We start from the raw sequence: 13,711 nt of genomic DNA, 5'->3' as shown, positions 1-13,711 counted from the left end.
GTGTAGTTTCGCCCCCATGGCTGACAGCGACGGCGAGTACTGGTTCAACGTCAAGCTCCACCGGGTGGAGACCACCGAGGACCTGAGCCCCAGCAAGGACCGGCTCGGCCCCTACGCCACGCGGGCCGAGGCCGAGCGGGCCCTGGAGAAGGCGGCCCAGCGCAACGAGGACTGGGACGGCGACCCGGACTGGAACGACGACGCCCCCGCCGCCGGCGGGGACCCCCGCTGACGGTGGCCCCCGGCTGGGGCGGGGGGCGGGGCCGACCCGGTCGCCCGCCGCGCCGCGCGGACGCCGCCTCCCCGTGGCCCTTCGTCGGCATGGCCGGCATGGCCGCGGTCTTCTTCCTGTACGCCGCGAGCGGCCCGGTCACGCCGTGGTGGGGCCAGGCCCTGCTGCTGGCCTTCTGGGCCCTCCTGCTGCTGGTGGCCGCGGCCTGGTGGAGCCTGCACCCCGGCTGGGTGCCGTGGGTGCCGGTGGTCGGCTTCGTGGTGCTCTTCGCGACGGTCGTCGCCGGGGCGGCCTGGTGGGGCTGGGCAGACTAGCCGCCCCACCACGCCGGCCCACCACGCCGCCCCCACCCCGCCGCCCTCACCACGGCAGCAGCGCCACCGCCGCACCGCGGTGCCCCGCGCTCAGGCGGTGGGCTCGGGCTCGGGCTCGGTCTGCTTCACCGACAACCGGGTCAGGCGCGCGCCCTCGCGGCCGGTGACGACGAGGGTGTGCCCACCGACAGCGAGGTCGTCGCCGACGTCCGGGATGCGCCCGAGGCGGTGCAGCACGTAGCCCGCGGCCGTCTCGTAGGGTCCGTCGGCCAGCTCCACGCCGGTCTGGGTCGCGAACTCCTCGATGGTCAGCGCGGCGTCGACCTCGCCGTCGTCGGAGGTGCGCTGGTGGGTCGCGGGGTCGTCGTACTCGTCGTCGATCTCGCCGACCAGCTCCTCGACCAGGTCCTCGAGGGTGACGATGCCGTCGGTGCCGCCGTACTCGTCGACGACGACCGCGAGGTGGGCCCGCTGCTTGCGCATCCAGGTCAGGGTGGGCAGCACCCGGTTGGTGCCGGGCAGGTGGGTCACCGCGCGCAGGTGCTGCTCGACGGTGTCGGTGGGGTCGTCGGGGTCGGCGCCGAAGAGGTCGCGCACGTGCACGAAGCCGCGCACGTCGTCGACGTCGCGCCCGATGACGGGGTAGCGGGAGAAGGGGTTGTCGCGGATCGTGGCGAAGGCCTGGGCCACGGTGTCCTCGACCCGCAGCACCGTCACGTCGGCGCGGGGCCGCATCACCTCCACCAGCGTGCGGTCGCCGGCGTCGAAGACGTCGACGAGGATCTGGCGCTCGCTCTCGCCGAGGCCCTCGTGCTGGTCGACCATGTAGCGCAGCTCGTCCTCGCTCATCTCCTCCGAGGCCGCGTGGGGGTCCCCGCCGACCAGGCGCACCACGGCGTCGGTCGACTTCGACAGCAGCCAGATCACCGGGCGCATGAGGTCGGCGAAGCGGTCGAGCGGCGGCCCGACGACCAGGGCGACGCCGGCGGAGCGCTGCAGCGCGATGCGCTTGGGCACCAGCTCGCCCAGCACGAGGCTGACGTAGGCCACCACGAGGGTCAGCAGGACCAGGGCGGCGGTGTCGGCCGCCGCCTCGGGCAGGCCCGCGCTGACGAGGAAGGGCGCGAAGTCGGGCGCGAGCGTCGAGGCGCCGTAGGCGGCGGAGAAGAAGCCGGCCACGGTCACGCCGATCTGCACGGCGGCGAGGAAGCGGTTGGGCTGGCGCGCGACGTGGGCGACGCGTCCGGCGCGCCCGCCGCGCTTCTCGAAGTCGCTGACCTGGCTCTCGCGCAGGGAGACCAGCGCGATCTCCGTGCCGGCGAACACCCCTCCGACGAGCACGAAGGCCAGCACGAGGGCTGCGTTGATCAGGGTCTGTTGGTCCACCGGGTCTCCTGGTGCGGGGGCGAGGTGGTGCCGAGCGTGCCTGATCGCCCCAAGGGGTGATCCGGATGCGGCCGGGGTCGGGCCGGGGTCGGGCCGGGGTCGGGCCAGGTCCGGTCAGGCCGGGGTGACCCGCAGCACGATGTCGTTCCCGTCGCCGTTGTCGGTGGTCAGCAGCAGCGCGCCGCCGGGGGCCTGGGTGACCTGGCGGATGCGGCCGTGCTCCTTCAGCGCCGCGGGGGCGCGGACCTTGCGCAGGTCACCCCGCGCGTCGAAGGTCAGGAAGAGCACCTCGGTGTCCTTGAGCACCGCCACGGCGAGGGCACCCCGCAGGGCGCCCCACTGCTTCCCGCGCACGAAGGTGGCACCGCAGGTGGCGACGGTCGAGGGGCCCGAGCGCCACCGGGCGGCGACCTGGGTGCCGGGCAGCGACCGGTCGGTCATCGGCACCTGCTCGTCGTAGCCGGGGACGGGGTGCCAGCCGTAGTCGCCGCCGTTGCGGAGCTTGTTGACCTCGTCGTCGCGGAAGCTGCCCTGCTCCACCGACCACAGGCTGCCGTCGGCGCGCTGGGCCAGGCCCTGCACGTTGCGGTGGCCGTAGGTGTGGACGTAGCGCTTGCTGCGCACCTTCGCACCGGGGAAGGGGTTGCCGGGCCAGGGGGCGCCCGTGCGGCGGTCGAGGCGCAGGGTCTTGCCGCCCAGCGAGGTCAGGTCGCGGGGGTTGGTGCCGACCGCGGCGTCGCCCGTGCCGACGAGCAGCGAGCCGTCGCGGGCGACGAGGAGCCGGCAGCCGCCGTGGCGCCCGGAGGAGGCGGGCAGGCCCTTGAGGAGCACCTTGGCGCGGGTCGCGGTGGTGGCGGCGTCGTCGAGGGTCCAGGCGACCACGCGCACGTCGTGGCCGCCGCCGGAGGTCGTGGCGCCCTGGCAGGTGTAGAAGCGCCCGTTGTCGGCGAAGCGGGGGTCGACCTCCAGGCCCATGAGGCCGGTCTCCCCGGAGACCCACACCTGGTCGGAGGGGAAGTCGACGTCGCGGGTCTCGCCACCCTCGACCACGGTGAGCGCGGCGCGGTCGCGCTGGGTCACCAGGAGCCGCCCCTCGCCGATGGAGCGCACGTCCCACGGGTGGTCGAGACCGGAGGCCACCCGCGACACCCTCAGCCGCGGCACGGCCCGGGGTGCGGTGACGGGGGCGGGGTGTGGGTCGGCGGTGCTCCCGGGAGCCGCGGTGCGGGAGTCCGTGGGGCCCTGGCCGTCGGGCGTCGCCTGTGCCGCCTGGGCGGTCGGTGCCGCGGGGGCGAGGAGCGCGGCGGCGAGCACGGCGGCGGCGCACGCGCTCAGGCGGCCGCCACGGTGGGCGGGACCGCCGGCGGGGCGGGTGGGGCGGCGGAGTCCGAGAGGGGCCATGGCGCCACGCTACGGCGCGACCCGCCCGGAGGCATCCACCCGATCGGTGGATCTCGTGTGGAGGAGCGCCCGCCGGGCGCTGCGGTGCCGGGTGTCGTGTTACCGAACCGGTGGGGTCGTGTCACCGCTGCGTGGACCGGCCGTGGGCCTGACGTCCGTAGTGTTCTACCCATCAGCCGGACCTTCCGGGGGGACGGACCGGCTGCCGACGGAGAAGGCGACGGAGGGTCGCGCGCTCCCGGGGGACCACGTGGCTGGGGGGCCACAGCGCCCCCGTCGTCGGACACACGAGGACAGCCCGCACGACGTTCCGGGGGGAGCGGCGCGCGGGCTGTCTCGTGCTGCCCGGAGGTCGCGTCAGAAGGTGTGCTCGGGGCCGGGGAAGGTGCCGCCCCTGACGTCAGCGGCGTAGGCACGGGCCGCGTCGAGCATGACGCCGTGCAGGTCGGCGTACTGCTTGACGAAGCGCGGCATCCGCCCGGTGCGCAGACCCAGGGCGTCCTGCCACACCAGCACCTGGCCGTCGCACTCGGGGCCGGCCCCGATGCCGATCGTGGGGATGCCCAGGGCACGGCTGACCTCGCCGGCGACGTCGCCGGGCACCATCTCCATGACCACGGCGAAGGCACCGGCGGCCTCGACCGCCCGCGCGTCGGCCAGCACCCGGGCGGCGGTGTCGCCGCGGCCCTGCACGCGGTAGCCGCCGAGGGTGTGCTCGCTCTGGGGCGTGAAGCCGATGTGGGCCATCACCGGCACGCCGCCGCGGGTGAGCAGCTCGATCTGGGGCGCCATCTCGGCTCCGCCCTCGAGCTTCACGGCGTGGGCGCCCCCCTCCTTCATGAAGCGCACGGCGGTGTCGTAGGCCTGCTGCGGCGAGCCCTGGTAGGAGCCGAAGGGCAGGTCGCCGAGCACCATCGCGCGCCGCGCCGAGCGGGCCACGGCGCGGGTGAGCGGCAGCAGCTCGTCGACGGTGACCGGGAGCGAGGTCTCGTTGCCGAGCACGTTGTTGGAGGCGGAGTCGCCGATGAGCAGGACGTCGATGCCGGCCTCGTCGAAGGTCTGCGCGGAGTACTGGTCGTAGGCGGTGAGCATCGTGATCCGCTCCCCGCGCTGCTTCATCTCGCGCAGGTGGTGGGTGCGCACGCGTCGTGCCGGGGCGGGTGCGGCGGCTGCGGTGGGCGCGGTAGGGGCGGCCGGGCCGGTGCCGTAGGGCGCGGGCTCCTCGGGCGCGGCGGACGACGGCACGGACGGGTCGGGCGACCCGGGGCTGGGCGTGCTCATGACGAGCTCCTTCGGCTGCGATCTCGCGGCTCCCGGATGGAGTCCACGGACTGCTCCCAGGCTAGGGGCGCGAGATGGCCGTGCGGCAGGTGCGCGAGCGGGTGGTGGTGCTCACACCGACGCGGCCCGACGTCAGCTGACGGGCCGGCCGGCCGCGTCGGCCGCGGCCTCGAGCTCGGCCACGACGATGCGCCGCATGCCGAGCATGGCCTGCATCGCGGCTCCGGCCCGTGCGGGGTCGGGGTCGGAGAGCAGCTCGCCGAGCCGGTCGGGCACGACCTGCCAGGACAGCCCGAAGCGGTCGGTCAGCCACCCGCACCGCGACTCCTCCCCGCCGTCGCCGAGGCGCCGCCAGTAGTGGTCGACCTCGGCCTGGTCGCGGCAGGCGATGCTGAAGGAGACCGTCGGCGTGAAGCCGGCGTGGAGCGGTCCGCCGTTGATCGCGCGGAAGGTGAGGCCGTCGAGGGTGAACTCCCCGGCCATCACCGTGCCCGCGGGCATCGGGGCGCCCTCGCCGTACCGCGACAGGTGGCCGACCGAGGACCGGGGGAAGATCGCGGTGTAGAAGGACGCCGCCTCCTCCAGCTCGTGGTCGAACCACAGGCAGGGGGTGATGCTGCCGGCGGGCCTGTCTCCTGTGCTGAGGCTCATGCGGGGGCAGACCACGGCGGGGCGGGGAAGTCATCGGCGCCGGCCTCGGTAGGTTCCTCCCCATGCGCGTCTTGGTCTCCGGCGGTGCCGGCTACATCGGGTCCCACACCGTCCTCGCCCTCATCGAGGCCGGCCACGACGTCGTGGTGGTCGACGACTTCTCCAACAGCAAGCCCACGGTCGTGGCCCGCCTCGAGGCGCTTTCCGGGCGCCACGTGCCGCTGCACGCCATCGACCTCACCGACGTCGACAAGACCTCCCACCTCTTCGCGGTGGAGGAGATCGACGCGGTGATCCACTTCGCCGGCTTCAAGGCCGTGGGGGAGAGCGTCGCGAAGCCGCTGGAGTACTACCGCAACAACCTCGACTCCACCTTCTCCCTCGTCGAGGCCATGCGCCGCCACGACGTGCACCGCCTCGTCTTCTCCTCCTCGGCCACCGTCTACGGCGACAAGGCCCCCCTGCCCTTCCACGAGGACTACGCCGACCTCAGCGCCCTGAGCCCCTACGGCCGCTCCAAGGTGATGATCGAGCACGTGCTCTCCGACGTCGCGGCCGCGACCCCGGGCCAGCGCACGGCGCTGCTGCGCTACTTCAACCCCGTGGGCGCCCATCCCTCGGGCGACCTCGGCGAGGACCCGCAGGGCATCCCGAACAACCTCATGCCGTTCATCGCCCAGGTCGCGGTGGGCCGGCGCGAGCGGCTCTCGGTCTTCGGCGACGACTACCCCACCGACGACGGCACCTGCGAGCGCGACTACATCCACGTCATGGACCTCGCCGCCGGCCACGTCGCCGCCCTGGAGCACCTCGACGACATGGCCGAGCCCGCGCGCGCCTTCAACCTCGGCACCGGGCACGGCACCAGCGTGATGGAGCTCTTCCACGCCTTCGAGCGGGCCGTGGGCCGCGAGCTGCCCTACGAGGTGGTCGGCCGGCGCCCCGGCGACCTGCCCCGCATGTGGGCCGACGCCACCCGGGCCCGCGAGGAGCTGGGCTGGGAGGCCACCCGCACCGTCGACGAGATGTGCGCCGACACCTGGTACTGGCAGTCGCGCAACCCGCACGGCTTCCCCGACGGCACCCGGCGCTGAGCGGTCCGGCCGGGGAGGTCCCCGGCGCGGGCATCCCTAGGCCGGCGCGGGCATCCCTAGGATGGGCACCGTGGACTTCTACTCGGCCTACGCCCAGGGCTTCGCTCGGGTCGCGGCCTGCACGGTGCCCGTCGCGATCGCCGACCCGGCGACCAACGCCGCGCGGGTGCTCGAGCAGGCCCGGGCCTGCCACGACGACGCCGTGGCCGTGGCCGTCTTCCCTGAGCTGTGCCTCTCGGGCTACTCCATCGAGGACCTCCTGCTGCAGGACGTGCTCCTCGAGGCCGTCGAGGACGCGATCGAGACCGTGCGCGCCGGGTCGGTCGACCTGCTGCCGGTGCTCGTGGTCGGGGCCCCGCTGGTGCACGGCACGCGCGTGCTCAACTGCGCCGTGGTGATCCACCGCGGCCGGGTCCTGGGCGTGGCACCCAAGTCGCACCTGCCGACCTACCGGGAGTTCTACGAGCGACGCCACTTCGCGCCCGGCGACGACCGGCGCGGCGCCACGCTGCACCTCGGCGGCCACGACGTGCCGCTGGGTCCCGACCTGCTCTTCACCGCCGAGGACGTGCGCGGGCTGACCCTCCACGTCGAGGTCTGCGAGGACATGTGGGTGCCCGTGCCGCCCAGCGCGGAGGCCGCCCTCGCCGGTGCCACGGTCCTGGCCAACCTCTCCGGCAGCCCGATCACCGTCGCCCGTGCCGAGGACCGCCACCTGCTGGTGCGCAGCGCCAGCGCGCGCTGCTCCGCGGCCTACGTCTACGCCGCCGCCGGCCAGGGCGAGTCGAGCACCGACCTGTCCTGGGACGGCCAGACCCTCGTGCACGAGTGCGGCGACCTGCTGGCCGAGGGCGAGCGCTTCGCCCGGGGCCCCGTGCGCACCGTGGCCGACGTCGACCTCGACCGGCTGCGCCAGGAGCGGCTGCGCCAGGGCACCTTCGACGACAACCGCCGCACCCACGCCGAGCGGGTCGAGGCCTTCCGCACCGTCTCCTTCACCCTCGACCCGCCCACCGGCGACGTCGGGCTGCGCCGCGCCGTCGACCGCTTCCCCTTCGTGCCCAACGACCCGGCGCGCCTCGCGCAGGACTGCTACGAGGCCTACGCCATCCAGGTCTTCGGCCTCGAGCAGCGCCTCACCGCGATCGGCCAGCCCAAGGCGGTCATCGGCGTCAGCGGCGGCCTCGACTCCACCCACGCCCTCATCGTGGCCGCGCGCGCCATGGACCGCCTCGGGCGACCGCGCAGCGACATCCACGCCTTCACCATGCCGGGCTTCGCCACCGGCGACGTCACGAAGTCCTACGCCACCCGGCTGGCCGCCTCCCTCGGCGTCACCTTCGAGGAGCTCGACATCCGCCCGGCCGCCGAGCAGATGCTGCGCGACCTCGACCACCCCTTCAGCGACGGTGCGCCCGCCTACGACGTGACCTTCGAGAACGTCCAGGCCGGGCTGCGCTACGACTACCTCTTCCGCCTGGCCAACCACCGCCGCGGCATCGTCGTCGGCACCGGCGACCTCTCCGAGCTCGCGCTGGGCTGGTGCACCTACGGCGTCGGCGACCAGATGTCGCACTACAACGTCAACGCCGGGGTGCCCAAGACCCTCGTGCAGCACCTCATCCGGTGGGTCGCCGACAGCGAGCAGTTCGACGAGGAGACCAACGCCCTGCTGCGCGAGATCGTGCTCCAGGAGATCACCCCCGAGCTCGTGCCGACCACCGAGGGCGAGCGGCCGCAGGCCACCGAGGACACCGTGGGCCCCTACCCGCTCCAGGACTTCACCCTCCACCACGTGCTGCGCCTGGGCATGCGCCCCAGCCGGATCGCGTTCCTCGCGTGGCACGCCTGGCGCGACGCCGACGCCGGTCAGTGGCCCGCCGGGCACCCGGTCGAGCGGCGAGCGGCGTACGACCTGCCCGCCGTGCGGCACTGGCTGGAGGTCTTCGTGACCCGCTTCTTCGCCAGCCAGTTCAAGCGCTCCGCACTGCCCAACGGACCCAAGGTCAGCGCCGGCGGCACGATGTCGCCGCGCGGTGACTGGCGCATGCCCTCCGACGCCTCGGCCGCCGCGTGGCTGGCCGAGATCGAGGCGCACGTCCCCCGCTGAGCGGCCCGTCAGCAGCGCCGGGCGCCGGCGCCGCGACCTTAGCCCGGCCTTAGCGGATCCATGGTTCGCGGTTAGCGCTGGTCGCGACAGTCTCTTCCTCGTCAGCACGAGACGAGGAGACACAGACATGAAGAAGGCCCTGCTGGTCGTCGCGGCGGTCGTCGTGGTCGTGCTCGTCGGAGGCGGCGCCTGGGCGATGCTCGGCGGCGGCACCGACCTGCAGACCCGAGGCACCTGCGGCAACGCGACCTACGAGCTCAGCGCCGAGGACGACGACGACAACCTCGAGGTGAACTTCGAGCTCCAGTCGGCCAGCGCCGGCGAGGCCTGGGAGGTCGTCGTCGAGCAGGACGGCACCGCGCTGTTCTCCGGCGAGCGCACCACTGACGAGGACGCCGAGCTCGACGTCGACGTGCTCGGCGACGAGGAAGCCGACGCCGTCTTCAGCGTCGTCGCCACGCCCCAGGGCGGCGAGGCCTGCACCGTCGACCTCGACTGAGGCCACGGCTCTGCCGCCACCACGGCTCCACCCGCTCCACCAGCTCGAACCGCTCCACCCGGCTCGACCCGCTCCACGCGGCTCGAACCGCTCCACCCGCTGGACCCATCCACCCATCCCCGCACCACCCGTCCCAGGAGGACCCACCATGATCAAGCGCACCGCCGCCCTGCTCGCCACGACCGCCCTCGTCGCAGTCCCGGCCACCACCCTCGTGGCGGCTCCCGCCCACGCCGTCGAGCGCGGCGGGGTCTGCGGCGACGGCCGCTTCTCCCTCGACGTCGAGACCGACGACGGCCAGTACGAGATCCAGGGCGACCTCGACAACGTCAAGGCCGGCTCCCGGTGGAAGCTCGTGCTCAAGCAGGACGGCAAGGTCATCTTCAAGGACACCCGCCGCGCCGACAACGAGGGCGACATCGACGTCGAGCGCACCCGCCCCAACACCGCCGGCAAGGACACCTTCCGCTTCATCGCCACCCGCGTCGGCGGCAGCCCCACCTGCTCCACCAAGGTCACCCTCTGACCTGACGGCACCCCGCGCGTGGCAGCGCGCACGGCACCACACGACGGGGCCGCTCCTCCGGGAGCGGCCCCGTCGTCGTGCTGCCCGCGCCGCTCGTGCCCTCCGTGCGTCCCTAGGTCGGCGGACCGAGCTCGACCCGCACCCGACCGCCGCCGGCGGGGGAGCGCTCCAGGGCCAGCGAGCCGCCCGACTCCTCCGCGGTGCGCACGGCGATGGCCAGCCCCAGGCCCGTGGACCCCGCGCCCGAGGTGCCGCGGGCGGTGACGTCGACGCCGTCGGGGAAGCCGCTCCCGGCGTCGTCGACGAGGAGCAGGACCCCACCGCCGGGACGCGGCGCCAGCTCGACGCGCAGGTCGGCGCCGTCGGGGGTGTGGGAGAAGACGTTGTCGAGCAGCACGTCCACCAGCGCCTGCAGGTCCTCCTCGGCCGCTCGCACCCGCGCCGGCACGGCGCCACCGGGACCGAGGTCGGGGTGGACGACCAGTGCGAGGGCGCGGCCCTGGTCCTCGGCCAGCGCCTCCCAGAAGTCCGTGCGGTCGGTGACCACCGCGACCGCGTCGGCCTCGGGCACCAGGCCCTCGCGCTGCGAGCGGCGGGCCTCGCGCACCACGTGGTCGACCGTGGCGTCGAGCTCGTCGAGGTCGGCGCCGAGCCGCTCGCGGTCGCCGGGGTCGGCCAGGGAGTCGACACGCAGGCGCAGCGCCGTCATGGGCGTCCGCAGCCGGTGCGACACGTCGGCGACCGAGTCGCGCTCGCGGGCGAGCAGCACCTCGATGCGACCGACCAGCCGGTTCATCGCGCCCGCGAGCTCGCGCACCTCGAGCGGCCCGCTCGGGGTCACCGGGTCGGGCCGCCGGCGGTCGCCCAGCTGCCCGGCGTACGCCGCGAGCGCGCGGACGGGCTGCACGAAGCCGCGTCCGATCCGGTCGGCCAGGGCGAGCGCGGCCAGCAGCAGGACCAGCCCGAGGGCCACCAGCGCGAGGTAGATGCGCAGGATGCCCGACTCCAGGCCGGGGGCCTCCACGCGGACCCGGATGACCGGGGTGTTGCCGGGAGCGGCGGTGTTGCCGCTCAGCGAGACCGGCACCAGGAACTCCGCGCCGCCCGCGACGTCGTCGACGCGGGCCAGGCCGGTGTTGCGGGTGGCCACGACGCGCCGGGTGGCCGCCCCCGACTCGGGCACCGAGTAGCCCTCGGGGTGGTCGGCGTCGGGCGGGTAGAAGACGGTCGTGGTGGTGCCGGTGCCGCGGTTGACCAGGCCGAGGTAGACGCTCACGGCGCCCGGGTCCTGCCCCGCGACGACCGTCTCGGTGGCCTGCACCTCCAGCGCGGCGCGCGAGAGCCGGTCCTCGAGGGCGTAGCTGCGCAGCAGCAGTCCCATCGGCACGAGCATGGCGAGCAGCACCATCGACACCGCGGCGGCGACGGTGAGGGTCAGGCTCCGGCGCATCGGCTCAGACGTCGCCGGTGTCGGTGCCGGTGTCGGTGCCGGTCACGGCCCGGGGTGTGTCCTCGGGGGCGGCGAGGCGCACCCCGACCCCGCGCACGGTGTGGAGGTAGCGCGGCTGCGAGGCCGACTCGCCGAGCTTGCGGCGCAGCCAGGACAGGTGCACGTCGACGGTCTTGTCCGAGCCGCCCCAGGCCTGGTTCCACACGTCTGTGAGGAGCTCCTTCTTGGTGACCACCTCGCCCTCGCGCTCGGCGAGGTGGCGCAGCAGGTCGAACTCGCGCGGGCTCAGGTCGACCGGGGTGCCGTCGAGGGTGGTGCGACGGGCGGCGACGTCGATCTCCAGCCCACCCACCACCAGCGAGGTGCGCGGGGCGCGCGCGCCGGAGCCGACGCGTCGCATGACCGCGCGGATGCGGGCCTCGAGCTGGGCGGTCGTGTAGGGCTTGACGACGTAGTCGTCGGCACCGGCGTCGAGGCAGCTCACCAGCGTGGGGTCGTCGTCGCGGGCGCTGGCCACGATCACGGGCACGTCGCTGACCGAGCGCAGCATCGAGAGCACCTGCGTGCCGTCGACGTCGGGCAGCCCGAGGTCGAGGATCACCAGGTCGGGGCGGGTCTCCACGGCCATGCTGAGGCCCTGCATGCCGGTGGGCGCGGAGGAGACGGCGTAGCCGCGCTCGCCCAGCGAGCGCATCAGCAGCGGGCGGATGCGCGCGTCGTCCTCGATGATCAGCACCTGCGCCACACCGCCGAACCTAGGCCATCGGGCCCCGGGCGGCGCTCACCCCGCCGGACCGTGGTCGCGGCGCGCCTTAGCCTGGCCTTAACCCTCGCTTGGGGTGCCGCTGGGGACAGGCGGCGCCCGGATCCGCGACCATGGGTGCGTGGACACAGGGGCGCGCACGGGCGACTGGCGCCGGGTGGTGGGCTACGCACTCGCCTGGGGCCTGGCCGCCGCGCTGGCGGTGACCATCGGCGTGCTCGCGGTGACCTCGCTGGGCGACAGCATCCGCGGCCGCGGCCCCCTGGGCAGCAACGAGCTGATCCGCAACGCCGAGCAGGACGACGACGCCCCCTACGACCCGCAGGGCGAGAGCATCCGCACGGTCGTGCGTGACGAGTTCGGCGGCTTCGTCGTGGAGTGCCAGGGGTTCACCGCCATCGGCGTCGAGCCCCGCCCGGCCCGGGGGTGGACGACGGTGAGCTACGAGACCGGTCCCGACGACGACGTCGACGCGATCTTCACCAGCGGCGCCCGCTCGATCGAGGTCGAGGTCTTCTGCAACGCCGGCGTGCCGACGGTGGCCGAGATCGAGCGCAAGACCCTCCCGTCGCAGGCCGACGCGGGCTAGGCACCGCCTGCCGAGCCCCACCTGCTCGGAGCCCCGCGGCGGCACTAGGCTGCGCCGCATGGGCAAGCAAGAGGACTTCGTACTCCGGGCGCTCGAGGAGCGCGACGTCCGCTTCGTGCGGCTGTGGTTCACCGACGTGCTGGGCTCGCTGAAGTCCGTGGCGGTCGCGCCGGCCGAGCTCGAGGGCGCCTTCAGCGAGGGCATCGGGTTCGACGGCTCGGCCATCGAGGGCTTCGCGCGCGTCTACGAGGCCGACATGCTGGCCAAGCCCGACCCGTCGACCTTCCAGATCCTGCCGTGGCGCAGCGGCGACGGGCCGGCCACGGCGCGGATGTTCTGCGACATCCTCATGCCCGACGACTCCCCGTCCTACGCCGACCCGCGCTTCGTGCTCAAGCGGACCCTGTCGAAGGCGGCCGAGAAGGGGTTCACCTTCTACACCCACCCCGAGATCGAGTTCTACCTCTTCAAGGACATGCCCGGCCGCGGCGAGGAGCCGGTGCCGGTGGACCGCAGCGGCTACTTCGACCACACCGCGCAGTCCGAGGGCGCCGACTTCCGCCGCGAGGCGATCACGATGCTGGAGTCGATGGGCATCTCGGTGGAGTTCAGCCACCACGAGGCCGGCCCCGGCCAGCAGGAGATCGACCTGCGCTACGCCGACGCGCTCTCCACCGCCGACAACATCATGACCTTCCGCACCGTGATCCGGGAGGTGGCGCTGAGCCAGGGCATCTGGGCCAGCTTCATGCCCAAGCCCTACACGACCCACCCCGGCTCGGGCATGCACACCCACGTCTCGCTCTTCGAGGGCGACGAGAACGCCTTCTACGAGGCCGGCTCGCAGTACTCCCTCTCGCGCACCGGACGTCAGTTCATCGCCGGCATCCTGCGCCACGCCCCCGAGATCTCCGTGATCACCAACCAGTGGGTCAACTCCTACAAGCGGATGATGTTCGGCGGCGAGGCCCCCTCCTACATCTGCTGGGGCCACAACAACCGCTCGGCGATGATCCGGGTGCCGATGTACAAGCCCAACAAGGGCCAGTCGACCCGCATCGAGCTGCGCACCATCGACGCCGCCTGCAACCCCTACCTCGCCTACGCCGTGGTGCTGGCCGCGGGCATGAAGGGCATCGAGCACGACTACGAGCTGCCCCGCGAGGCCGAGGACGACGTCTGGTCGCTCACCGAGCGCGAGCGCACCAGCCTGGGGATCGCGCCGCTGCCGAAGAACCTCAACGACGCGATCTCGATCGCCGAGGACTCCGAGCTGCTGGCCGACACCCTCGGCGAGAGCGTCTTCGACTTCTTCCTGCGCAACAAGCGCGCCGAGTGGGACGAGTACCGCGGCCAGGTCTCGGCCTTCGAGCGCGACCGGATGCTGCCGGTCATCTGAGCCCGACCCGACCGCC

At 73.8% G+C, this 13,711-nt stretch carries 14 protein-coding genes; 8 read left to right on the top strand and 6 right to left on the bottom strand.

Going from position 1 to position 13,711, the window contains the following annotated elements; genetic code table 11:
• The first annotated feature begins 16 nt into the window (after nt 1-16).
• On the top strand, nt 17-232 hold the full coding sequence (locus LPA27_RS07995) for a hypothetical protein (protein ID WP_056864277.1): 216 nt from the start codon (nt 17-19) through the stop codon (nt 230-232).
• Between the two features lie 89 nt (nt 233-321).
• Nucleotides 322-546 carry a hypothetical protein gene (locus LPA27_RS07990; RefSeq protein WP_156697876.1) on the top strand — a complete coding sequence of 75 codons (225 nt, stop codon included), beginning with the start codon at nt 322-324 and terminating at the stop codon, nt 544-546.
• A gap of 90 nt (nt 547-636) precedes the next feature.
• On the opposite strand, the gene LPA27_RS07985 is transcribed toward LPA27_RS07990, so the two are convergent.
• The 4 genes from LPA27_RS07985 to LPA27_RS07970 form a co-directional block, all read right to left on the bottom strand.
• A complete protein-coding gene (locus LPA27_RS07985; RefSeq protein ID WP_228942113.1) occupies nt 637-1,932 on the bottom strand; it encodes a hemolysin family protein in 1,296 nt (431 codons plus the stop codon).
• Nucleotides 1,933-2,046: 114 nt separating this feature from the next.
• Nucleotides 2,047-3,333, bottom strand: a complete 1,287-nt coding sequence (locus LPA27_RS07980; protein WP_228942112.1) for a PQQ-dependent sugar dehydrogenase — start codon at nt 3,331-3,333, stop codon at nt 2,047-2,049.
• Between the two features lie 357 nt (nt 3,334-3,690).
• A complete protein-coding gene (gene panB, locus LPA27_RS07975; RefSeq protein ID WP_267477195.1) occupies nt 3,691-4,614 on the bottom strand; it encodes a 3-methyl-2-oxobutanoate hydroxymethyltransferase in 924 nt (307 codons plus the stop codon).
• A gap of 132 nt (nt 4,615-4,746) precedes the next feature.
• On the bottom strand, nt 4,747-5,265 hold the full coding sequence (locus LPA27_RS07970; protein ID WP_228942111.1) for a VOC family protein: 519 nt from the start codon (nt 5,263-5,265) through the stop codon (nt 4,747-4,749).
• A gap of 62 nt (nt 5,266-5,327) precedes the next feature.
• On the opposite strand from LPA27_RS07970, the gene galE reads away from it, so the two are divergent.
• The 4 genes from galE (at nt 5,328) to LPA27_RS07950 (ending at nt 9,494) form a co-directional block, all read left to right on the top strand.
• Complete coding sequence (galE, locus tag LPA27_RS07965; RefSeq protein WP_056864283.1) at nt 5,328-6,359, top strand: UDP-glucose 4-epimerase GalE; 1,032 nt, start codon at nt 5,328-5,330, stop codon at nt 6,357-6,359.
• Between the two features lie 61 nt (nt 6,360-6,420).
• Nucleotides 6,421-8,469: an NAD(+) synthase gene (locus LPA27_RS07960; protein ID WP_228942110.1), complete on the top strand. Its 2,049-nt coding sequence runs from the start codon at nt 6,421-6,423 to the stop codon at nt 8,467-8,469.
• Nucleotides 8,470-8,596: 127 nt separating this feature from the next.
• Nucleotides 8,597-8,968, top strand: a complete 372-nt coding sequence (locus LPA27_RS07955) for a hypothetical protein (RefSeq protein ID WP_228942109.1) — start codon at nt 8,597-8,599, stop codon at nt 8,966-8,968.
• A 148-nt stretch (nt 8,969-9,116) separates the two neighbouring features.
• Entirely contained in the window at nt 9,117-9,494 is a 378-nt protein-coding gene (locus LPA27_RS07950; RefSeq protein WP_056864285.1) for a hypothetical protein, read from the top strand.
• A 112-nt stretch (nt 9,495-9,606) separates the two neighbouring features.
• Here LPA27_RS07950 and LPA27_RS07945 read toward each other — a convergent pair whose 3' ends face one another.
• Together LPA27_RS07945 and LPA27_RS07940 are read right to left on the bottom strand one after the other, a co-directional pair.
• Nucleotides 9,607-10,944 (bottom strand): sensor histidine kinase, encoded by a 1,338-nt coding sequence (locus LPA27_RS07945; RefSeq protein WP_056903955.1) that lies wholly within the window; start codon nt 10,942-10,944, stop codon nt 9,607-9,609.
• Between the two features lie 4 nt (nt 10,945-10,948).
• Nucleotides 10,949-11,689 (bottom strand): response regulator transcription factor, encoded by a 741-nt coding sequence (locus LPA27_RS07940; protein WP_228942108.1) that lies wholly within the window; start codon nt 11,687-11,689, stop codon nt 10,949-10,951.
• A gap of 139 nt (nt 11,690-11,828) precedes the next feature.
• Here LPA27_RS07940 and LPA27_RS07935 point away from each other — a divergent pair, with 139 nt between their 5' ends.
• A complete protein-coding gene (locus LPA27_RS07935; RefSeq protein ID WP_228942107.1) occupies nt 11,829-12,296 on the top strand; it encodes a hypothetical protein in 468 nt (155 codons plus the stop codon).
• Between the two features lie 58 nt (nt 12,297-12,354).
• On the top strand, nt 12,355-13,695 hold the full coding sequence (locus LPA27_RS07930; RefSeq protein WP_056903958.1) for a glutamine synthetase family protein: 1,341 nt from the start codon (nt 12,355-12,357) through the stop codon (nt 13,693-13,695).
• Nucleotides 13,696-13,711: the final 16 nt, after the last annotated feature.

Source organism: Nocardioides sp. Leaf374 (genome assembly GCF_916862475.1).
Lineage (GTDB): Bacteria > Actinomycetota > Actinomycetes > Propionibacteriales > Nocardioidaceae > Nocardioides > Nocardioides kribbensis.
This window is presented reverse-complemented; position numbering and strand designations above follow the sequence as displayed.

Excerpts from the sequence above, each read along its gene's own strand:
- LPA27_RS07950 (WP_056864285.1), top strand. The coding sequence starts at position 9,117 with ATGATCAAGCGCACCGCCGCCCTGCTCGCCACGACCGCCCTCGTCGCA.
- LPA27_RS07980 (WP_228942112.1), bottom strand. The coding sequence starts at position 3,333 with ATGGCCCCTCTCGGACTCCGCCGCCCCACCCGCCCCGCCGGCGGTCCC.
- LPA27_RS07945 (WP_056903955.1), bottom strand. The coding sequence starts at position 10,944 with ATGCGCCGGAGCCTGACCCTCACCGTCGCCGCCGCGGTGTCGATGGTG.
- LPA27_RS07960 (WP_228942110.1), top strand. The coding sequence starts at position 6,421 with ATGGGCACCGTGGACTTCTACTCGGCCTACGCCCAGGGCTTCGCTCGG.
- LPA27_RS07995 (WP_056864277.1), top strand. The coding sequence starts at position 17 with ATGGCTGACAGCGACGGCGAGTACTGGTTCAACGTCAAGCTCCACCGG.
- galE (WP_056864283.1), top strand. The coding sequence starts at position 5,328 with ATGCGCGTCTTGGTCTCCGGCGGTGCCGGCTACATCGGGTCCCACACC.
- LPA27_RS07990 (WP_156697876.1), top strand. The coding sequence starts at position 322 with ATGGCCGGCATGGCCGCGGTCTTCTTCCTGTACGCCGCGAGCGGCCCG.
- LPA27_RS07955 (WP_228942109.1), top strand. The coding sequence starts at position 8,597 with ATGAAGAAGGCCCTGCTGGTCGTCGCGGCGGTCGTCGTGGTCGTGCTC.
- panB (WP_267477195.1), bottom strand. The coding sequence starts at position 4,614 with ATGAGCACGCCCAGCCCCGGGTCGCCCGACCCGTCCGTGCCGTCGTCC.
- LPA27_RS07930 (WP_056903958.1), top strand. The coding sequence starts at position 12,355 with ATGGGCAAGCAAGAGGACTTCGTACTCCGGGCGCTCGAGGAGCGCGAC.
- LPA27_RS07970 (WP_228942111.1), bottom strand. The coding sequence starts at position 5,265 with ATGAGCCTCAGCACAGGAGACAGGCCCGCCGGCAGCATCACCCCCTGC.